General features: G+C 36.4%; 21 protein-coding genes, 2 riboswitches and 1 other annotated feature. Of the genes, 19 read left to right on the top strand and 2 right to left on the bottom strand.

Translation table 11 applies throughout. From position 1 onward, the window contains the following. Positions 1 to 151 precede the first annotated feature (151 nt). The 11 genes from lysA to MHB70_RS06265 all read left to right on the top strand — a co-directional run bounded on the left by lysA (position 152) and on the right by MHB70_RS06265 (position 10,459). A complete protein-coding gene (lysA, locus tag MHB70_RS06215; protein ID WP_061530164.1) occupies positions 152 to 1,468 on the top strand; it encodes a diaminopimelate decarboxylase in 1,317 nt (438 codons plus the stop codon). Between the two features lie 163 nt (positions 1,469 to 1,631). Next, a riboswitch (SAM riboswitch) is annotated at positions 1,632 to 1,740 on the top strand. A gap of 73 nt (positions 1,741 to 1,813) precedes the next feature. Further along, a complete protein-coding gene (locus tag MHB70_RS06220) occupies positions 1,814 to 1,957 on the top strand; it encodes a YezD family protein (protein WP_000116159.1) in 144 nt (47 codons plus the stop codon). An 86-nt stretch (positions 1,958 to 2,043) separates the two neighbouring features. Next, positions 2,044 to 2,748, top strand: a complete 705-nt coding sequence (locus MHB70_RS06225; RefSeq protein ID WP_000959007.1) for a phosphoadenylyl-sulfate reductase — start codon at positions 2,044 to 2,046, stop codon at positions 2,746 to 2,748. A 38-nt stretch (positions 2,749 to 2,786) separates the two neighbouring features. Then, on the top strand, positions 2,787 to 3,923 hold the full coding sequence (gene sat, locus MHB70_RS06230) for a sulfate adenylyltransferase (RefSeq protein WP_000213327.1): 1,137 nt from the start codon (positions 2,787 to 2,789) through the stop codon (positions 3,921 to 3,923). A gap of 12 nt (positions 3,924 to 3,935) precedes the next feature. Beyond that, positions 3,936 to 4,547 carry an adenylyl-sulfate kinase gene (cysC, locus tag MHB70_RS06235; RefSeq protein ID WP_000380522.1) on the top strand — a complete coding sequence of 204 codons (612 nt, stop codon included), beginning with the start codon at positions 3,936 to 3,938 and terminating at the stop codon, positions 4,545 to 4,547. 92 nt (positions 4,548 to 4,639) lie between these two features. Then, the gene (locus MHB70_RS06240) at positions 4,640 to 6,262 is read left to right on the top strand and encodes a nitrite/sulfite reductase (RefSeq protein ID WP_000119600.1); all 1,623 of its coding nucleotides are present in this window, start codon (positions 4,640 to 4,642) and stop codon (positions 6,260 to 6,262) included. Between the two features lie 10 nt (positions 6,263 to 6,272). Further along, positions 6,273 to 6,473 (top strand): DUF3906 family protein, encoded by a 201-nt coding sequence (locus tag MHB70_RS06245; RefSeq protein WP_000424930.1) that lies wholly within the window; start codon positions 6,273 to 6,275, stop codon positions 6,471 to 6,473. 86 nt (positions 6,474 to 6,559) lie between these two features. Further along, positions 6,560 to 7,336 carry a uroporphyrinogen-III C-methyltransferase gene (gene cobA / locus MHB70_RS06250; RefSeq protein WP_000521277.1) on the top strand — a complete coding sequence of 259 codons (777 nt, stop codon included), beginning with the start codon at positions 6,560 to 6,562 and terminating at the stop codon, positions 7,334 to 7,336. 1 nt (position 7,337) lies between these two features. After that, positions 7,338 to 8,090 carry a sirohydrochlorin chelatase gene (locus MHB70_RS06255; protein WP_000644376.1) on the top strand — a complete coding sequence of 251 codons (753 nt, stop codon included), beginning with the start codon at positions 7,338 to 7,340 and terminating at the stop codon, positions 8,088 to 8,090. Next, positions 8,065 to 8,682, top strand: a complete 618-nt coding sequence (locus MHB70_RS06260) for an NAD(P)-binding protein (protein WP_000283324.1) — start codon at positions 8,065 to 8,067, stop codon at positions 8,680 to 8,682. The genes MHB70_RS06255 and MHB70_RS06260 overlap by 26 nt, the downstream gene beginning before the upstream one ends. 61 nt (positions 8,683 to 8,743) lie before the next feature. Continuing rightward, positions 8,744 to 8,992, top strand: a binding site (T-box leader). 111 nt (positions 8,993 to 9,103) lie between these two features. Further along, positions 9,104 to 10,459, top strand: coding sequence for a sodium-dependent transporter (locus MHB70_RS06265; protein ID WP_000665429.1), 1,356 nt, complete (start codon positions 9,104 to 9,106; stop codon positions 10,457 to 10,459). A 25-nt stretch (positions 10,460 to 10,484) separates the two neighbouring features. Here the strand turns inward: MHB70_RS06265 and MHB70_RS06270 are convergent, their stop codons facing one another. Together MHB70_RS06270 and MHB70_RS06275 are read right to left on the bottom strand one after the other, a co-directional pair. Next, entirely contained in the window at positions 10,485 to 10,649 is a 165-nt protein-coding gene (locus MHB70_RS06270; protein ID WP_000380940.1) for a hypothetical protein, read from the bottom strand. A gap of 101 nt (positions 10,650 to 10,750) precedes the next feature. Further along, positions 10,751 to 12,019 (bottom strand): murein hydrolase activator EnvC family protein, encoded by a 1,269-nt coding sequence (locus MHB70_RS06275; RefSeq protein ID WP_000726073.1) that lies wholly within the window; start codon positions 12,017 to 12,019, stop codon positions 10,751 to 10,753. A gap of 492 nt (positions 12,020 to 12,511) precedes the next feature. Here MHB70_RS06275 and gltP point away from each other — a divergent pair, with 492 nt between their 5' ends. The 8 genes from gltP (at position 12,512) to MHB70_RS06315 (ending at position 19,853) form a co-directional block, all read left to right on the top strand. Beyond that, positions 12,512 to 13,786, top strand: coding sequence for a glutamate/aspartate:proton symporter GltP (gltP, locus tag MHB70_RS06280; RefSeq protein ID WP_000821124.1), 1,275 nt, complete (start codon positions 12,512 to 12,514; stop codon positions 13,784 to 13,786). A 70-nt stretch (positions 13,787 to 13,856) separates the two neighbouring features. Beyond that, positions 13,857 to 14,375, top strand: coding sequence for a DUF402 domain-containing protein (locus MHB70_RS06285; RefSeq protein WP_000824636.1), 519 nt, complete (start codon positions 13,857 to 13,859; stop codon positions 14,373 to 14,375). A gap of 120 nt (positions 14,376 to 14,495) precedes the next feature. After that, positions 14,496 to 14,601, top strand: a riboswitch (SAM riboswitch). 95 nt (positions 14,602 to 14,696) lie between these two features. Beyond that, positions 14,697 to 16,013 carry a Na+/H+ antiporter NhaC family protein gene (locus MHB70_RS06290; protein WP_061530163.1) on the top strand — a complete coding sequence of 439 codons (1,317 nt, stop codon included), beginning with the start codon at positions 14,697 to 14,699 and terminating at the stop codon, positions 16,011 to 16,013. A 231-nt stretch (positions 16,014 to 16,244) separates the two neighbouring features. Beyond that, positions 16,245 to 16,601 carry a lmo0954 family membrane protein gene (locus MHB70_RS06295; protein WP_000808637.1) on the top strand — a complete coding sequence of 119 codons (357 nt, stop codon included), beginning with the start codon at positions 16,245 to 16,247 and terminating at the stop codon, positions 16,599 to 16,601. Positions 16,602 to 16,659: 58 nt separating this feature from the next. Next, the gene (locus MHB70_RS06300; protein ID WP_000814140.1) at positions 16,660 to 17,322 is read left to right on the top strand and encodes a PspA/IM30 family protein; all 663 of its coding nucleotides are present in this window, start codon (positions 16,660 to 16,662) and stop codon (positions 17,320 to 17,322) included. Positions 17,323 to 17,428: 106 nt separating this feature from the next. Continuing rightward, positions 17,429 to 18,169, top strand: coding sequence for a cell wall-active antibiotics response protein LiaF (gene liaF / locus MHB70_RS06305; protein ID WP_061530162.1), 741 nt, complete (start codon positions 17,429 to 17,431; stop codon positions 18,167 to 18,169). After that, positions 18,169 to 19,224, top strand: a complete 1,056-nt coding sequence (locus tag MHB70_RS06310; protein WP_000744314.1) for a sensor histidine kinase — start codon at positions 18,169 to 18,171, stop codon at positions 19,222 to 19,224. Before liaF ends, MHB70_RS06310 begins: the two co-directional genes overlap by 1 nt. Further along, positions 19,221 to 19,853: a response regulator gene (locus MHB70_RS06315; RefSeq protein WP_000598709.1), complete on the top strand. Its 633-nt coding sequence runs from the start codon at positions 19,221 to 19,223 to the stop codon at positions 19,851 to 19,853. Before MHB70_RS06310 ends, MHB70_RS06315 begins: the two co-directional genes overlap by 4 nt. The last annotated feature ends 71 nt before the right edge of the window (positions 19,854 to 19,924 follow it).

Here is a 19,924-nt window from a genome sequence, read left to right on the forward strand (position 1 = left end):
TAACAACTTGTTTATTTTTTCAATATATATTTTTCCTAATAAGAAACGCGTGTGAACATTGTTCCGCGCGTTTTTTGTCTATCTAAAAGCGTGCTGCAATGAATAGAAGATTGGGGTTATGAGTTTTAGAGGAAATAAGGGAGGAATTCAAATGTATTTACACGGCACAAGCCGAATCAATGGGCAAGGACACTTAGAAATTGGAGGGTGCGATACGACGCAGCTAGCAAAACAATACGGAACACCACTTTATGTATACGATGAAGAGTCTATTCGAGGGAAATGTCGTGCGTTTCATCGTGCTTTTAAAGAAAGTGGTTTCTCTTATCAAGTAGCATATGCAAGCAAGGCGTTCTTGTGCATGGAGATGTGCCGAGTAGCTCGTGAAGAGAACATGTCATTAGATGTTGTTTCGGGTGGGGAATTATATACTGCGCTCCAAGCAGGATTTCCAGCATCACGTATTCATTTTCATGGAAACAATAAAACAGAAGAAGAGATAGTGATGGCTCTTCAGGCGAATATCGGTTGTTTTGTAGTAGATAATTTCTTGGAATTAGAAGTTTTACACGATTTAGCAATGCAACATGGGAAATTTGTAAACATATTAATTCGTGTAACGCCTGGAGTAGAGGCGCACACACATGAATATATTACGACAGGCCAAGAGGATTCAAAATTTGGATTTGGCGTTTCAAATGGTCAAGCGATGCAGGCAATTGGGCTTGCTTTACAAAAATCAAATTATAATGTGTTAGGGATTCATTCACATATCGGATCACAAATATTTGAAACGGCTGGTTTTGTTCGAGCGATTGAAGTTCTTCGTAAATTTTTGGAAGAGGTGAGAGAGCAAACGAACTATGTAGTAAAAGTATTAAATGTAGGCGGAGGATTTGGAATACGCTATACAGAGTCAGATACACCATTAACTCTTGAGACATATGTGCGAGCTGTAACAAGTGCAGTGAGAGAACAATTTACAGTATGTGAATATCCATTGCCAGAAATATGGGTTGAACCAGGCCGTAGTATTGTAGGTGATGCGGGAACGACAATTTATACAGTTGGATCTGTGAAAGAAATTCCTGGCATTCGGAAATATGTATCCGTCGATGGTGGAATGACAGATAACTTAAGACCGGCTTTATATAACGCTCGTTACGAAGCGATGTTAGCGAATCGAGGAAATGATGAGAATGAGGAACTCGTTTCAATTGCTGGGAAATGCTGTGAGAGTGGAGATATGCTAATTTGGGATATTAATCTACCGAAAGTTGCTTCTTCTGATTTACTAGCAATTTCTTGTACGGGAGCATATGGGTACTCGATGGCGAATAATTATAATCGAATTCGGAGACCAGCCGTCGTCTTTGCGAAAGGTGGCACATCGCAAATTGTTGTGGAACGTGAAACGTACGAAAATATCATTGGGAACGATCGCATACGTATTAAAGAGCTTGTTTAAATAAGGAAAAGGAGTTGTTCGAATGGGCAATTCCTTTTTATAAAGTGAAACTATAATCAGTGGGGGGGATTGCCCGCAAATAGCGGGATAAAATAAAATAATTAAAATATATCGGAAAACTAGGATTGAAAAAAATCAGAATTGTGATAAAATACAAATACAAAGCTTATCAAGAGAAGCGGAGGGAACTGGCCCGAAGAAGCTCGGCAACCTGCTTATAGAAAGCAAGGTGCTAAATCCAGCAAAATGGAATCCATTTTGAAAGATAAGGTAAAATATATTACCGAACAGTCTTTTCGAAATGGGAAAGATTTTTTTTATGAATAAAAAGGGGGGGCTGTTCGCGTGAGCGTACGGGAACATTTTGATGAAGTATCTGAGAAAATTCAAGCGATGCTTGCTGATATGAAATATGGTTCAATTACAATTGTGGTGCAAGATGGAAAAGTAATTCAATTAGAGAAAAGTGAAAAAGTACGTTTAAAGTGAAAAGCGCTGACTAGAAAAACTAGAGGCGGTTTTAATCTATTTTAATAGATTAAAACCGTCTTTTTGCTTTTACAGGGGGAAAAAACATGTTGACGTATGAAACGTGGGAAGAAAATCGTGTTTCATTTTCAGAGGAAGATGAAACGAAAGGCGCGCTATCCGTATTAAGTTGGGCTTATAAAGAATATAAAGATGAAATTGTATACGCGTGTAGCTTCGGAGTGGAAGGCATGGTTTTACTGCATCTTATAAACCAAGTAAATCCATCTGCTAAAGTTGTATTTTTGGATACAAATGTTCATTTTCAAGAAACGTATGAATTAATTCAAAAAGTAAGAGAACGATTTCCTTCATTAAATATTATAGAAAAACAGCCGGAACTTACACTCGATGAACAAGCGAAGTTGCACGGTGAGAAACTATGGGAAAGCAATCCGAATCTCTGTTGTAAGATTAGGAAGATTTTGCCGTTAGAAAAATCACTTACAGAGGAAAAAGCGTGGATATCGGGCTTAAGAAGGGAACAATCAGAAACGCGTAAGCATACAAAGTTTATAAATCAAGATCATCGTTTTCAATCTATTAAAGTTTGTCCGCTTATTCATTGGACGTGGAAAGAAGTATGGCGATATGTATACAAACATAACTTGCCATACAACCCATTACATGATATTGGATATCCAAGTATCGGGTGTGAGAAGTGTACGTTACCTGTAGGTGCCGGTGGTGATTCAAGAGATGGTAGGTGGACCGGGAAAATGAAAACCGAATGCGGTCTTCATTACCAATAAGATGTATCTTGAAATAAAGCTAAGAGGGGATATAGAAAATGACTACAAGAAACGAATTAATAAACCGTGTAGATGAGACATACGACGTATCACAAATTGAAAAAGAAATTGAATTAGACAACATTGCATTAAGTGATTTAGAACTGCTAGCGACAGGGGGATATAGTCCGCTTACTGGTTTTTTAGGGAAAAAAGACTATGATTCGGTCGTAGAAACGCTTCGTTTAGCAGATGGAAGCGTATGGAGTATACCGATTACATTGCCAGTAACAGAAGAAGTAGCAGAGGGACTGAAAGCTGGAGAGGAAGTAAAACTTGTTAATGATAGAAATATATATGGTGTCATTCAAATAGAAGATATTTTTGCACCTGATAAAGAAAAAGAAGCTTTACTTGTATATAAAACGACGGATGAGGCTCATCCAGGCGTGAAAAAATTATATGAACGACCAGATGTTTATGTTGGAGGAGCTATTACGCTTATAAAACGCTTGGAAAATAAGCAATTTCCTTCTTATCATTTAGACCCAATTGAAACAAGAGAAGAATTTAAAAAACGTGGCTGGAAAACAGTAGTTGGATTTCAAACGAGAAATCCGGTACATCGTGCCCATGAGTATATTCAAAAATCTGCTCTTGAAATTGTAGATGGTCTCTTTTTAAATCCGCTCGTTGGGGAAACAAAGTCAGATGATATTCCTGCTGATGTAAGGATGGAAAGCTACGAAGTGTTGCTTCAAAACTATTATCCGAAAAATCGTGTCTTTTTAGGTGTATTTCCTGCAGCGATGCGCTACGCAGGACCAAGGGAAGCGATATTTCATGCATTGGTAAGAAAGAATTTTGGGTGTACCCACTTTATTGTAGGACGTGATCATGCTGGGGTAGGAGACTATTACGGAACATACGAAGCGCAGGAAATCTTTACGAACTTTACAGTGGAAGAGTTAGGGATTACGCCGCTATTTTTTGAACATAGCTTTTACTGTACGAGATGTGAAGCGATGGCTTCAACGAAAACGTGTCCGCATGGAAAAGAGGACCGTGTCATTTTATCAGGTACAAAAGTAAGAGAAATGTTAAGAAATGGTGAGATTCCGCCAAGTACATTTAGTCGTAAAGAAGTAGTGGAAGTGTTAATTAAAGGTTTGAAAAAAGAAGTAGTAACAGAATAGGGAGAGAACGAGATGGATACGAATATTACTTGGCACACAGCTTCTGTTTCGAAAAATGAGAGAAGAGTGAAGAATGGGCATCATAGTTTTGTAATTTGGTTTACTGGTTTATCAGCTTCGGGTAAATCTACAGTAGCGAATGCGGTTGCTCGTAAACTATTTGAAAAGAATATTGGAAATTATGTGTTAGATGGGGATAATATTCGCCATGGTTTAAATAAAGACTTAGGTTTTTCTGAAAGTGATCGTATGGAGAATATAAGGCGTATTGGCGAAGTGGCGAAGCTATTTGTAGATCAAGGTACTGTTGTTCTTACAGCGTTCATTTCACCATTTCGAGTAGATCGAAAACAAGTTAGGGATCTATTAGCGGCAGATGAGTTTATAGAAGTGTTTGTAAAATGTCCAATTGAAGAGTGTGAAAAACGTGATCCAAAAGGGTTATACAAAAAAGCGAGACAAGGTGATATTAAAGATTTTACAGGTATTGATTCACCGTATGAGGAACCAGATCGAGCGGAATTAATTGTAGAAACGCACAAGTATTCTATTGAAGAATGTGCAGAACAAATCGTGAAGTACTTACAAGAGCGTAGTTTTGTCCCGTTGTTTGCTGGGAAGTAAAACGCCCACCTCAAAATTTGGCTGGAGCAGGCTGTAAATGCCCGATTGGTGAGGGTTGATTAAAGTTTCACTTTATATAGGGGGATTTAAAAATGAGTTATGAAAAAGTATGGGCTAATAATGAAAAATTAAATCAGACTGAGAAAAATAAATTAGCAAAAGATGGTTTGGAAATTTTTAATGATATTCCTTACTATGCGGAAAATGGATTCGAATCTATTCCGAAAGAAGAGTGGGACGCATTTAAATGGGCAGGATTGTATTTGCAAAGACCGAAAGAAGCTGGCTATTTTATGATGCGTGTAAATATTCCTTCAGGGATTATTACAAATGCGCAGGCGGAAGTGCTTGCTTCTATCGCTGAGGATTATGGACGTGATGTAATAGATATTACGACAAGACAGGCGATTCAGTTTCACTGGTTAGAAATTCAGCAAATGCCAGATATTTTTAAAAGATTAGCAAGAGTTGGGTTATCTTCAGCAGGGGCGTGTGGTGATATAACACGTAATATTACAGGTAATCCACTTGCAGGAATTGATGCGAATGAACTGTTTGATACAACGCATATTGTGAAGGAGGTATATGACTATTTCCAACATAATGAAGAGTTTTCTAACTTACCACGTAAATTTAAAATGTCTATTAGTTCTAACGTTTATAACTCGGCAAACGCAGAGATTAACTGTGTTGCATTTACACCTGCTACGAAAGAAATAGATGGTGAGAAAAAAGTTGGTTTTCATATAAAAGTAGGCGGTGGATTATCAGCCCGTCCATATTTAGCTGATGAATTAGATGTGTTCGTTTTACCAGAAGAAGTGAAGGCGGTAGCAATTGGGATTGCTACTATATTCCGTGATTTTGGATATCGCGAGAAACGTCATTTAGCTCGTTTGAAATTTCTTGTTGCAGACTGGGGAGCAGAGAAATTTAAAGAGAAACTAATAGAGTATACAGGACCATTGCAAAGTAAAGGAGAAAGTGCACTTAAAGGATGGAATGCAGGCTATTTTTATGGTGTTCAAGATCAAAAACAAGATGGATTAAAATATGTCGGTTTTAATGTGCCGGTAGGTCGTTTACATGCAAAAGAAATGTTTGAGATTGCAAGAATTGCAAAGCAGTATGGAAATGGACAAATTCGTACGTGTAACTCACAAAACTTCATCATTCCGAATGTTCCACCAGAAAATGTAACGGGTTTATTAAGTGAACCGTTGTTTGAAGCGATATCTGCAAGTCCGAAATCATTTATTGGTCATGCGGTTTCATGTACTGGTATTGAATATTGCAATCTTGCTCTAGTAGAAACGAAAGAAAGATTACGGAAAATTGCAGAATACTTAGATACAGAAATTGCACTTGATGTTCCAGTTCGAATTCATATGGTAGGATGCCCAAATTCATGTGGTCAACGTCAAATTGCTGACATCGGATTACAAGGGGTAAAAATGAAAACGAAGGAAAAAGGGATTGTTGAAGCATTTGAAATATATGTAGGTGGAACGTTGTTAGATGGCGGTGCCTATAATCAAAAGTTAAAAGGGAAAATAGATGGCGAGGATTTACCGGATGTACTCGCATCATTTATAAGTTATTTTAAAGAGAATAAGTTACCTGCCGAAACATTTTATGATTTTGTCGGACGTATCGGTGTAGATACATTGCAAATAGCTTTAAATAACGTGTTAGAAGAAGTAATAGCGTCTTAGGAGGGGCAATATGGAATTATATCGATTTGAAGCTGTGTTAGCGAATAATATCGTTCCGATTGTTGTTGTTGCTCAAAGTGAAGAGCAGGCATTTAAGCTTGCGGAGATTGAGCTTGAAAAGCATTTTTTACCGTTGCCAGAAGTAAAGGAAATCTCCTTATTTGAAAAAAAGAAGATTCGAAAAGGTGCGGCATTTGTTGTTCATGAGTAAATAACATTGAAATACGAACGTATACTAACTTCCATTCATGCATAAGGATGGAAGTTTCATTTTAATAGTAGAAATGAGGAGAGATGATGGGGAAGGTGTATATAGTTGGAGCGGGTCCTGGCGATCCGGATTTAATTACTGTTAAAGGATTGAAATGTATTGAGAAGGCAGATGTTATTTTATATGACCGTCTCGTGAATAAAGAATTGCTTTCATATGCAAAGCCTGAAGCGGATTTAATTTATTGCGGGAAACTCCCGAATTATCACACGATGAAGCAAGAGACAATTAACACATTTCTTATTAAATATGCGAAAAAAGGAAAAGTTGTAACGAGGTTAAAGGGCGGTGATCCATTTGTATTTGGTAGAGGGGGGGAAGAAGCTGAAGCGTTAGCAAAGCAGGGTGTACCATTTGAAATCGTTCCTGGAATTTCAGCTGGAATAGCTGCACCTGCTTATGCTGGTATTCCGGTGACGCATCGTGATGCAAGTGCGAGTTTTGCGGTTGTGACAGGGCATAGAAAAGAAGGTGCTGAAGAGGAAGTGAAGTGGGAAAATTTAGCGAAAGGTGTAGAGACCTTGGCAGTATATATGGGAGTTAGTAATTTGCCCTACATATGCGAACAACTTATGAAGCATGGAAAAGATAAAGGTACACCTGCTGCTATTATTGAACGGGGAACGACGTCTATGCAGCGTACAGTTGTCGGGACGTTAGGGACAATTGTAGATGTTGCGAGAAAAGAACAAATTCAAAATCCGAGTATGATTGTAATTGGAGAAGTTGTCCGTTTTAGAGAGAAAATTCATTGGTTTGAAAAACAAACGGAACAGACTTATCAAGTAAGCGGAGTGTTATAAAATGAAAGCCATCTTATATATATGTCATGGAAGTCGTTTGAGGGCAGCGAAAGAAGAGGCAATTCAATTTATTACGACATGTATGAGCCGTATAGAAGCGGCTATTCAAGAAGTTTGTTTTTTAGAGCTGGCGAATCCTTCTATTGAAGAAGGATTTCGTACATGTGCGAAGCGTGGTGCGACAGAGATTATTGCTATTCCTGTTTTCTTATTAGCAGCAGGCCATGTGAAGAATGATATTCCTTTTGAATTACAAAAGTTAAATAATCAATACCCTAATATTAAAGTGACGTATGGTAATCCGTTTGGTGTATCAGAGACGCTTATAAAGTCGGTATATAACGGAAGTGGTATTGAAGAATATAAAGATGAAGTAACACTTTTACTCGTTGCAAGGGGTAGTAGCGATCCTGAAACTTTACAAGATATAAATCGGATCGCTACTTTATTTCAAGCAGAAGAAAAAATTGCTAAAGTAGAAGTTTGTTTTTTAGCAGCTGCGGAGCCGAAATTTGAGGAGAAATTAAAGGAAGTTGTAGAGCGAAAAGAAGGGTGTATTATTGTATTACCTTATTTGTTATTTACAGGCTTACTTATGAAACATATTGAGAAAGAAGTGCGTCAATATGAGTTGGATGAGATAAAAATAAGTCCGTATTTAGGAAAAAATGAAGTGGTTCAAGATATGTTAATTCAGAAAACGAAGGAGTTATTGAAGGGAGATTCATATGTATCCACTTACAGTGCAAGTTAATAAGAAACGGGTTGTTGTCATTGGTGGAGGAAAAGTTGCCGGATTTAAAATAATTCCTTTACTCAAACAAGGTGCGGATATAGTAGTAGTAAGTCCAGAATTAGATGTAAATTTAGTGAAACTTGTGGAGGAGAAGAAAATTCGTTGGTATCAAAGAGAGTATGAAAAAAGTGATATTAAAGATGCTTTTTTAGTTGTTGCGGCGAGTAGTGATTCTATATTAAATGAACAAGTTGCTGAAGATGCTGCAAAGAATCAATTGGTAAATGTTATTACGAACCCGGAAAGTGGCAATGTTCACTTTCCGGCAGCGATTCATCGTGGGTTACTTAATATAGCGGTTTCTACCGGAGGAGCAAGTCCAAAACTCGCAAAAAAAATTCGAGATGATATCGCGAATAAATACGATGAAACATACGAAATATATTTAGATTTTTTATATGAAGTAAGGGTGAAGTTAAAAGACTTACAGTTAGAAAAGAAAGAACGGCATATATTACTACAAGAAGTATTGAAATCAGCATATGTGCAAAATGAGAGAAAAAGAGAACAGTTTTTACAAGAATTAGAGGAGAGAGTTCTAAAGAGATAAAAAGTAAATAGCGCTTTACAAGTATAAAAATATAATTTATAATCACAAGTAACTTCAATAGATGAAATCGATGAGCAAGAAGAGTACGTATATTTGATGCGTTCAGAGAGCTGGGGTAAGGTGTGAGCCCGGTACGATAAAATATACAGAATGGGCTTGCGAGAGGTATGTTGAACATTGTAGTAGGCAACCCGGGTTCCGCCGTTAAAAGGATAGAGTATCGGAATGATTCCTGTACTTGAACAAGTGGGATTTATCAGTCCAATTGAGGTGGTACCACGGTATTTACATTACATATATCGTCCTCTACATGCATATTTGCGTGTAGGGGACTTTTTTATTTTCTAAAGGAGGTGTGCGAGTATGAAATGAAAGTGTATAATTGTTAAAAGTTTAAATATTCAGAAAAGGGGAATTTATGATGAAAGAAACACAGCAATGGACGTCGAAAATAGGCTTTGTACTCGCAGCAGCCGGAGCAGCAGTAGGTCTTGGTGCGATATGGAAATTTCCATATGTTGCAGGTAATGGCGGGGGAGGCGCATTCTTCCTAGTCTTCTTACTATTAACTATATTTATTGGGATGCCGCTATTACTAGCAGAATTTGTTATTGGTCGTAGTACACAAAAAGAGGCAGTTACAGCGTATAAAGTATTAGTGCCAAATAGTAAAGTATATCCTTGGATTGGTCGTATGGGAGTTGTAACATGTTTTAGTGTACTCTCTTTCTATAGTGTTGTAGGTGGATGGATTTTACTGTATTTATACTACAGTGTTACAGGTAGTTTCTGGAATGGTGTTGTCGATTATGCGAGTGTGTTTGGTGAGGCGATTTCAAATCCAGTAAGTGCGATTGGAGCGCAATTTATCTTTATGCTTTGTACTATTTTTGTCGTAAGTAAAGGTGTAGAGAAAGGTATAGAAAAGGCAAGTAAGTATATGATGCCATTATTATTTATTTTATTTATCGCGATTATTATTCGTGCGTTGACACTTGATGGTGCTTTTGCTGGAGTAGAGTTCTTCTTAAAACCTGACTTTTCAAAGCTTACAGCAGATACGATTTTATATGCGATGGGACAATCTTTCTTCTCACTAACAGTAGGTGCCTCGGTAATGGTAACGTATAGTTCGTATTTAAAGAAAGAAGAACATTTAGCGAAATCAGCAACATCTATTGTAAGTTTAACTGTTTTCGTTACAGTACTTGCGGGATTAGCGATTTTCCCAGCGATTTTCGCATTAGGAGTTAAACCGACGGAAGGACCGGGATTACTGTTTATCGTCCTTCCAGCCGTATTTGCAAAAATACCATTTGGACAATTTTTCTTTATTATGTTTTTAATTTTATTCTTCTTTGCGACTTTAACATCAGCTATTTCAATGCTTGAAATTGTAGTAGCATCTGTTGCGAAAGGTAATGAAAAGAAGCGTCCTTCAGCATCATTATTAATTGGTATTCTTATTTTTGCAGTTGGAATTCCGTCAGCATTATCGTTTGGAATTATGAGTGATGTGAAAATATTTGGGAAAACATTCTTTGATTTCGTTGACTTCTCGGTAAGTAATGTATTGCTGCCGCTAGGGGTACTAGCTATTTCGCTATTTGTACCAAATAAAATGAGTAAAGAGTTATTAATGAAAGAATTAGAAGTTACGGAAACGAAAGGGAAGACGTTATTTAACATTTGGTTCTTCTTGCTTCGTTATGTTATTCCAGTAACTGTAATTATCGTATTTTTAAATGCGATAGGCGTATTTAAAATGTTTGCATAAAAAAGACGGGGGTCCCCCGTCTTTTTTATGCTGACATTGATGAATGTAATAGACGATTATATGCTTTGTAGGCTGTAACGACTGCGATGAAAGAACCGATTAAAAACAATGCTGAGCCGCCAAATGTAAATAACCGGCCAATATACGTTTCTCTAGCTTCTTCTATTTTTTGTTGTAATTGTGTATCCATCTTTGATCACCCCGTAAACGATAGGCATTTAGTTATAGTCTATGTAGAATGCCTATAGTGTGTGAAGTGTAAAGAAAAAAACTCGGTATGCACCGAGTTTTTTATAATCCGATATATGAAGATGGATCAACTGCGTTTGTCTTGCCGACATTCCATTCTCCAAGGTGAAGTTCGAAGTGTAAATGTTGCCCGTATGATTGGCCAGTATTCCCCATGAATCCAAGTTGAGTGCCTTGTTTTACAGTTTGTCCATTTGATACAGAACGGCTACTCATATGTGCATATACTGTCGTGTATGTCTTTCCGTTTATACGGTGAGATAAGTACACAACATTTCCGTAACTAGATGAGAATTCCGAGCGGATAACTACACCATCTGCAGCAGCAATAATTGGAACCGTTCCCGAAGCGGCAATATCGATACCTTTATGGTTATCTAAAGAACGTGTACCAAACCCAGAAGTTTTTGATCCAGCTGCTGGTTTAATAAAGCCGCCAGTATTTGTATCGTGTGGCGGTGAAGCTGCTTGAGCTTTTTGAGCAGATGTAGTAGCTTGTTTAGCTTCTTCTGCCTTGCGGGCTTCCTCGGCTTTACGAGCCTCTTCTGCACGTTTTTCTTCTTCAATTGCTTTTTGAACAGCTTGACGCTGATTTTCTAAAATGCCTTTTGATTCTTCTAGTCCTTCAATCTCTGAATCTACTTTTGCTACTTTCGTATGTAGATCATTAATAAATGATTGTTGCTGTTGCTGGTTTGTTTGTAGCTCTTGTTGTTTTTGGATTAATCTTTGTTCGGCCTCTTTTAGTTGTTGTTCTTTTTTCTCAACAGCCTCTTTTTCTGTCGCCACAGCATTTTGATCGGTTGTTTGTTTTTTCACAATATCTGTATCATTGTTTAAAATTAAACTGACGGAGTACATATTATCAATAAGGTCAGCAATGTTTGCAGAGTTTGTTAATACCTCTGTAATGATGTTTGTACGTGGTTTTTCTTGCATAGATTGTAATCGTTGTTTAATAACTTCCTGACGTGTATCTATGTTTGTTTGTAATTGTTCTATATGTTTCTTTTTGTCAGCAATTACTTGTTGTGTTTTGCTAATTTCTTTTTTTGTATCGTTTAATTCAGCCTCGTTTTTATTAATAGAAGTAGTTAATTCGTCGATTTTTTTCTGTAAATCTTGGATTTCTTTTTCTATTTGTTCTTTCTCAGCTGATTTATTTTGTAAGTCATTTTGTTTGCCGTCTAATTCTGATTGTATATTCGATAATTTATCTTGATTTGTTTCAGCGTATACGGGTGAAAGTAATGGGGAAGCAAAAATCGTTCCTGCTGCTAAAACACTAAACGCTGCAAATTTCTTTTTCATGGTTGTCTGGCTCCTTTCCCTATGAATGTTATATATCATAAGAAGAAGTGTGTCTATCGTTGTAATCATAATGTAAAGAAAATTTTATAAAATTGCTAAGTTTTGTCGGAATTTATCATTTTTCAACAGTAATTGTCATGAAAGTTATATTTTTTTACATATGAAATAAAGGTATATTTAGGTATTTTTATAAAATAAAGGAATAAACAGAATTGTTGTATATAGCGAAAAATTATGTAGGGAGTCAATTAAACACTAGTAAGGAATCGTTCTCATGTTAGGTTTTCTGACATGGGTTTTATTTTTGTCAAGAAAATTATTTGCGTTCGGGAAAAGTTATTTTGTTGTCAGATTTAATTTTTTGATTTATGATTTTTAACAGGGACAAAATGTAGTGAATTGTCGAATAATATATAATACTCTTAATTTCTTAGTTTTATAGAGATAGAATGAGGGATAGAGTGATACATCGAAGAGGGGGTTACAACAAATATGAAAAGAATAGGACTTGCATGGCAAATATTAATAGGTCTTGCGTTAGGTATTGCAGTTGGTGCGATTTTCTTTGATAATCCAGCAGTTGCGAAGTACTTACAACCAATTGGTGATGTTTTCATCCGATTAATTAAAATGATCGTTGTACCGATTGTTGTAGCAAGTATTGTTGTTGGGGTTGCTGGTGTTGGCGATGTTAAGAAGTTAGGTCGACTAGGCGGAAAAACAATTATTTACTTTGAAATTATTACAACACTTGCAATTGTAGTGGGTCTATTAATAGCGAACATTTTCCAACCTGGAAAAGGCGTTGATATGGATAAGTTAACAAAAACAGATATTTCTAAATATACACATACGACAGAGCAAGTACAAAGTCATTCGTTTGCGGATACGTTTGTAAATATTGTTCCGACGAACATTATGAAATCATTAGCTGATGGTGATATGCTTGCTATTATTTTCTTCTCTGTATTATTTGGTTTAGGTGTAGCAGCAATTGGTGAACGTGGTAAACCAGTTCTACAATTTTTCCAAGGTGTAGCAGACGCAATGTTTTACGTAACGAACCAAGTTATGAAGTTTGCACCATTTGGTGTATTCGCATTAATTGGTGTTACAGTTTCTACATTCGGTTTAGCTTCATTAATTCCGTTAGGGAAATTACTAATTGTAGTATACGGAGCGATGATCTTCTTCGTTGTAGTTGTCTTAGGACTTACAGCGAAAATATTTGGAATTAACATTTTCCAATTCTTTAAGATTTTAAAAGACGAGCTGATCTTAGCGTATTCTACAGCAAGTTCAGAAACAGTTTTACCGAAAATCATGGAGAAAATGGAAAAGTTCGGTTGTCCGAAAGCAATTACATCTTTCGTTATTCCGACAGGTTATTCATTTAACTTAGATGGATCAACTTTATATCAAGCAATTGCGGCTATTTTCTTAGCACAAATGTACGGTATTGATTTATCTATTTCTCAACAAATTACATTATTACTTGTATTAATGGTTACATCAAAAGGTATCGCAGGTGTACCGGGCGTATCATTCGTTGTATTATTAGCAACGCTTGGTACAGTAGGTATTCCAGCAGAAGGTTTAGCCTTTATTGCAGGTATTGACCGTATTCTAGATATGGCTCGTACAGCAGTTAACGTTGTAGGTAACTCTTTAGCAGCTGTAGTTATGTCTAAGTGGGAAGGTCAATATGACGCTGAAAAAGGACAAGCCTATTTAAAAGAGATATCTGAAAAGGGTCAAGCAGCTTAATTATAATATGAACAAGCTCTCACATAATATATGTGGGAGCTTTTCTATATATAGAAGAGGAGCGGGCGTAATGAAACGTAAATATGGTGACGGTTCTTCGTGGAAGCGACTAATAGAGAAGGATTATATGGTTAAGCAAGTAGAAGAGGGCATGCTAGGAATACTGGACATAAAAAAGGTGAGAGAACCTAGTTATAAAGAATATGATGGTAAAGAAATTTGTATCGCAGGTAATGAGTATACGTGGATTCAGTATTTCATAAAAGGGAAAAACTTTGCGATTACAGCTATGTTAGATAATAAGGGGAATTTAGTACAATATTATATTGATGTGACGAAAGAATACGAAATAGACGACCGGGGTTTACCGTATTTTGATGATTTATATTTAGATGTAGTGCTATTGCCGAATGGTAAGATGTATGTATTGGATGAAGATGAGTTAGAGGACGCTTATAAAAATAGTGATGTTACAAAGGAAGAATATGAATTAGCCTGGCAAACAACGAAATGGATCATGGAAGCGATAAACAATAGTGAATTTTATTGGATTTCAATATTAGATAAAGAAATCGAAAAGTTAAAATGATGGGTGTATTCATATTTTTGTATAATTACCAAAAAAATCTATACAAAAAATAATTGACTTTTGTTTTGTAAGCGAGTAAAGTTAGGGAAGAAATTATTATTAAAAAATAAATATGAAACCTTCTTATAAAGAGAGGCGGAGGGACTGGCCCTACGATGCCTCGGCAGCGGACTCGATTTTAGAGTGCTGTGCCAAATCCAGCAAGCATGTGCTTGAAAGATGAGAAGAGCGTTCCTTATAGATGTATAAGACCTCTTCTCGTTGGAAGAGGTCTTTTGTTATTCATTAGAAAAAAGGTTGAAACTAGGGAGAGATGGTACTTTGAAAGAAACGAGAGGAAATGGTTTAGCTTTATTACCACTTGGGATATTTTTAGCACTATTTATTGGTTCTGGAATTATTACGGGTGATTTCTATAAATTGCCGATACTTGTAGCGATTTCAATTGCTGTAGGAATTGCTTTGGTGATGAATCGTAAAGAAAGTTTTAATGTGAAAGTAGAAAGATTCGCTAAAGGTGCAGGAAATCCGGATATTATGATTATGGTATTAATTTTTGTACTTGCAGGTGCATTTTCTGAAACAGCAAAAGGAATGGGCGGAGTAGACTCAACTGTTAATTTAGCGTTAACTATTTTGCCACCAGGATTTATCGTAGCTGGAATTTTTGTTATAGGTGCGTTTATTTCATTAGCGATGGGAACTTCAATGGGAACAATTGCAGCGTTAGCACCGATTGCTGTAGGTATTAGTGGACAAACTGATATCTCAATTGCACTTACGATGGCTACTGTTGTTGGTGGAGCGATGTTTGGTGATAATTTATCATTTATTTCAGATACAACAATCGCAGCTGTTCGTTCGCAAGGAACAGAAATGAAAGATAAGTTTAAAACGAACTTTTTAATTGTATTGCCAGCTGCTATTATTACAATTGTACTATTAGTAATAATTACTTCAGGAAGTGATACGCAGGTTAAAGCTCATAGTTTTGATTGGATAAAGATTTTACCGTATGCAGGAGTACTTATTACCGCGCTACTTGGCTGGAATGTACTTATTGTGTTAACTGGTGGAACTGTATTATCTGGCGCTATCGGTCTTATAGATGGAAGTTACACGTTGGAGAGTTTCTTTAAAAGTGTAACGACTGGAATGGGCGGTATGATGGAGTTAGTATTACTTGCTATTTTAATCGGTGGTATGGTTGAACTAATTCAATATAATGGTGGGATTCAATATTTAATGAATCTTTTAACGCGTAATATTCGTTCGAAAAAAGGCGCAGAGTTCAGTATTGCTGGTTTAGTGAGTATGACGAATATGTGTACAGCGAATAATACGATTTCAATTATCTTTACAGGCCCGCTTGCGAAAAACATTGCAGATCAATATGAAATTGATCCCCGTAAATCAGCAAGTGTATTAGACCTTTTCTCATGTTGTGTGCAAGGATTAATTCCGTATGGTGCTCAAATGTTAACTGCGGCAGGGTTTGCTGCTTTATCTCCGATTGAACTGTTACCGTATGCATTTTATCCAATTTTAGTTGGGGTATGTGGAATTGTTTCGATTTTGATTGGATTTCCGAAGTTTTCGAAAGTGGCGGAGAAAAAAGAGTATCATAAAACAGCATAATTTAATATGAATGATAACTTTAGTAATTGAAACCGTGCAGAGAATATTCTCTGCACGGTTTTTTTATGTGTGGTAAAAGAGTGAATCATCCTATTCTACCTTATGTTTTTTACAGAAGGCTGAATGTATCTCGGTCTTAAGTCTGAGTTGAAAACGGTTCTTAAGCTCGTTATGGAAAAATGAAAAAATAGTTAAGATAAGAGTATCAAATCGAAGGGAGGCAAGCACAAGATGAAACAATTTCTAGCGTTTATCGCGGCCGGTATTTTGGCTTTAATTGCTCTTGGTAGTCTTGCTGGTATTGTAGGATTCGCAATCGGAGCAGGAGTTGTGTACTGGAGCTATAAATCATTTGTGCGAGCTAAATCATTTTTTGGAAAGCTAGCTTGGGGCATTGTTGGTTTAATCGGTTTATCCATTGCACTTTCTCATTCACCAGCATTAATTGGTATCGCTGCATTGGTAGTTTTGTACTACGGATACCGTGAATGGAAAAAAGAAAAAGATGTAGTTGTTGATTCAGCTTCAGAAAGTTCTAAACCATATAGCAACTTTGAAGATGAGTGGAACAAATTAATGAAAAACTAAAACAATAAACCAATAAAACAATAAATTATAAATAAAGTAGAAGAGAGGAAGATTTATAATGAAACAATCTTTATTCGGACGTGTACGCGATGCAATTTTAGCTGATTTTCATAATGTGTTAGATGAGAAAGAAAGAAAAAATCCAATTGCAATGTTAAACCAATATTTACGCGATAGTGAGCGTGAAATAACAAAAATTGAGAAGTTAATTCAGCGTCATAAAACATTAAAATCTAACTTCGCTCGTGAGCTTGAGCAAGCACGCTATTTTGTTAACAAAAGATCAAAGCAAGCTATCATTGCTCAAGAAGCAGGCGAATTACAACTGCATGAACGTGCATTAGAAGAAGTGGCGTATTATGAAGGGCAAGTAACTCGCTTAGAAGAAATGTATGCTGGTGTTGTAGAGCAAATTGATGAGTTAGAGCGTCGTCTTTCAGAAATGAAAAATAAATTAAAAGAAATGAACGCAAAGCGTATGGAATTAATGGCTCGTGAAAATATGGCGCATGCAAACCGCCGTATGAATACTGCTATTCATAAAATGGATGAAAATAATCCGTTCTTACGATTCGAAGAAATTGAAGATCACATTCGTGACATAGAGCTTCGTATAAATGAAGAGCATGAGCGTGATACATTTGATATGAAAATTGCAAAGCTTGAGCGTGAAATGAAAGAGAAAAATGAAGTATCGTTAACGAAAGAAGTAACAAAATAATTGTAGTATATTATAAAACAGGCTTATGATATAGTGATAGGAGAAAAGGTGTTGGAAAGCAATGCCTTTTCTTCTATGTATATGTGACAAGGAGGGGGGAGCTGAAATGAAGAAGCGCTTTTCAAAAACACAATTAATGGGGATGCTCCTCATCATATTTGGATTCGGTCTATTTCTTGATATGATACTTGGACATTTTGAACCAGGTGGTCTAATTTTTGCATTTATTATGCTTATGTTTGGAAGACATTATCGAAAGAAGAATCGTTACGTAAGAGGGAATGTATTTTTATTTGTCGGTGGTATAGTATTCTTGTTCTTCTTATTTTCATCAGCAGCGTTTGTACTTGTCGTATTTGCTTGTTTAGCTTTAATTGGTTATCAACTGATTCAACAAGGACATCGGCAAAAAGTAATGAAAGTTGAAATTAAAGAAAAGGGATATATAGATGAAGAAAAACAAATATATCGTACAGAACCGTATATAAAAAATATGTTCGTAGGTAATGTACGAATGATGGATCATATTTATGAACTTGAAGATATTAATGTCCAATATGGTGCTTGTGATGTCGAGATTGATTTAACAACTGCTATGATTCCGGAGGGGGAAACGGTAATTGTTATTCGAGGTGTCGTTGGTAACATTCGTTTATATGTACCGTATGATATTGAATTGTCTTTAAATCATTCTGTAATTGTTGGGCGAGTACTCCTGCCAGGGCATGAAGAAACAGGTTTTAATCGTAATGTTACATTTAGAACAGAACAGTATAAAGAAGCTCCTCGTCGTATAAAAATCATTTCTTCACTTGTAGTAGGTGATACGGAAGTGAGGAAAGTATAATGAAAAAACAAAAAAATATTTCGTGGATGTATATTCGTTATTCGATGTTATCCTCAGTGAGTATCGCACTTATTTGTACAATTGTGTACGTATGGAAAAGCGAGCAACAAGTTTATGATTTATTATGGGAAGAATCCATCGCTTCTGTTCCAATTGGCTTGTTTATTATGAGCACAAGTCTCCTTATCGGGGGGATTATAGGATATGCAATCGGCTATTATATTGAGCAGCGTATACAAGGATTAAATACGTTTCTATTTGAAGTAGAACGAGGGAATTTTCCGAACGATGTTTCATTTACTGCGGATGATGAATTCCATGAAGTGGAACGAAAAGTAATCGGCCTTGCTCGTCGATTAGAGGAGCAAGCGGGATTATTTCAAAAAGTAACGAATGAACGAGCCCATTGGAATGAAGAGATGAGGCAAGAGGCGATTTCTCAAGAAAGGCATAGATTAGCAAGGGAACTGCATGATTCAGTAAGTCAGCAGCTTTTTGCAATGTCGATGATGATGTCAGCCATTAATGAACAAGTAGCTGAAATTCCAGACACGACAAAAAAACAATTACAACTTGTTGAAAATATGGTCGTAAATGCACAATCAGAAATGAGAGCATTGCTCTTACATCTACGCCCAGTACAGTTAGAAGGTAAGAAGTTAACAGAGGGTATAGAAGAATTATTAACAGAACTGTCTAGAAAGCAACATATGAAAATTGAATGGTTAATTGAGCCAATTGAATTAAAAAAAGGTGTAGAAGATCATTTATTCCGTATTGTACAAGAAGCTCTATCAAACACGTTACGACATGCGAAGGCAAAGAAAACGGAAGTACGTCTTCGTAAAATAGATCAATATGCGATTTTAAAAATTATTGATGACGGTGTTGGCTTTGAAGTGGGAGTGAATAAAGCGGGTTCATACGGTTTACGATCAATGCAAGAGCGTGTTCATGAAATTGGTGGAACATTAAAAGTACTTAGCTTTCCGGCAAAAGGTACGCAAATTGAAGTGAAAGTGCCAATTATGATTGAGAAAGGGGGAGAATCATGATAAAAGTATTACTAGTTGATGATCATGAAATGGTTCGAATGGGAGTATCAGCATATTTATCAACGCAGCCAGATATTGAAGTAGTTGGTGAAGCTGAAAATGGAAGAAAAGGTTCAGAGCTAGCGTTGCAATTAAGACCAGATATTATTTTAATGGATCTTGTTATGGATGAAATGGACGGGGTTGAAGCGACACGTGCTATTATTCAAGAATGGCCAGAAGCGAAAATTGTAGTTGTAACGAGCTTTTTAGATGATGAAAAGCTATATCCTGTTATCGAGGCAGGAGCGACAAGTTATTTATTAAAAACATCCCGAGCAAGTGATATTGCAGACGCTGTAAGAGCTACTTATGATGGAGAAACGGTATTAGAGCCGAAAGTTACTGGCAAAATGATGTCTCGTATGCGCCAGAAAAAAGAACAACCTTTACATGAGGAGTTAACAGAAAGAGAGTCTGAAATTTTGTTATTAATTGCAGAGGGGAAAAGTAATCAAGAGATTGCAGATGAGTTATTTATTGCCCTCAAAACAGTAAAGACACATGTGAGTAACATATTAAATAAGCTAAATGTAAGTGATCGTACACAGGCGGTTATTTATGCATTTAGACATCAATTAACGAAATGATAAAGTGAAACTTTAATCAGTGGGGGGTTATTCCTACTGATTATTAGCCTTCACCAATCGGGCTTTTACGG

The sequence above is a fragment of the Bacillus sp. FSL M7-1020 genome (assembly GCF_038050415.1).
GTDB lineage: Bacteria > Bacillota > Bacilli > Bacillales > Bacillaceae_G > Bacillus_A > Bacillus_A toyonensis.

Coding starts and splice junctions, on each gene's coding strand:
- gltP (WP_000821124.1), top strand. CDS start 12,512: ATGAAAAGAATAGGACTTGCATGGCAAATATTAATAGGTCTTGCGTTA.
- MHB70_RS06300 (WP_000814140.1), top strand. CDS start 16,660: ATGAAACAATCTTTATTCGGACGTGTACGCGATGCAATTTTAGCTGAT.
- MHB70_RS06270 (WP_000380940.1), bottom strand. CDS start 10,649: ATGGATACACAATTACAACAAAAAATAGAAGAAGCTAGAGAAACGTAT.
- MHB70_RS06240 (WP_000119600.1), top strand. CDS start 4,640: ATGAGTTATGAAAAAGTATGGGCTAATAATGAAAAATTAAATCAGACT.
- MHB70_RS06285 (WP_000824636.1), top strand. CDS start 13,857: ATGAAACGTAAATATGGTGACGGTTCTTCGTGGAAGCGACTAATAGAG.
- cobA (WP_000521277.1), top strand. CDS start 6,560: ATGGGGAAGGTGTATATAGTTGGAGCGGGTCCTGGCGATCCGGATTTA.
- cysC (WP_000380522.1), top strand. CDS start 3,936: ATGGATACGAATATTACTTGGCACACAGCTTCTGTTTCGAAAAATGAG.
- MHB70_RS06295 (WP_000808637.1), top strand. CDS start 16,245: ATGAAACAATTTCTAGCGTTTATCGCGGCCGGTATTTTGGCTTTAATT.
- sat (WP_000213327.1), top strand. CDS start 2,787: ATGACTACAAGAAACGAATTAATAAACCGTGTAGATGAGACATACGAC.
- MHB70_RS06225 (WP_000959007.1), top strand. CDS start 2,044: ATGTTGACGTATGAAACGTGGGAAGAAAATCGTGTTTCATTTTCAGAG.
- MHB70_RS06310 (WP_000744314.1), top strand. CDS start 18,169: ATGAAAAAACAAAAAAATATTTCGTGGATGTATATTCGTTATTCGATG.
- MHB70_RS06255 (WP_000644376.1), top strand. CDS start 7,338: ATGAAAGCCATCTTATATATATGTCATGGAAGTCGTTTGAGGGCAGCG.
- MHB70_RS06265 (WP_000665429.1), top strand. CDS start 9,104: ATGAAAGAAACACAGCAATGGACGTCGAAAATAGGCTTTGTACTCGCA.
- MHB70_RS06245 (WP_000424930.1), top strand. CDS start 6,273: ATGGAATTATATCGATTTGAAGCTGTGTTAGCGAATAATATCGTTCCG.
- liaF (WP_061530162.1), top strand. CDS start 17,429: ATGAAGAAGCGCTTTTCAAAAACACAATTAATGGGGATGCTCCTCATC.
- MHB70_RS06260 (WP_000283324.1), top strand. CDS start 8,065: ATGTATCCACTTACAGTGCAAGTTAATAAGAAACGGGTTGTTGTCATT.
- MHB70_RS06275 (WP_000726073.1), bottom strand. CDS start 12,019: ATGAAAAAGAAATTTGCAGCGTTTAGTGTTTTAGCAGCAGGAACGATT.
- MHB70_RS06315 (WP_000598709.1), top strand. CDS start 19,221: ATGATAAAAGTATTACTAGTTGATGATCATGAAATGGTTCGAATGGGA.
- lysA (WP_061530164.1), top strand. CDS start 152: ATGTATTTACACGGCACAAGCCGAATCAATGGGCAAGGACACTTAGAA.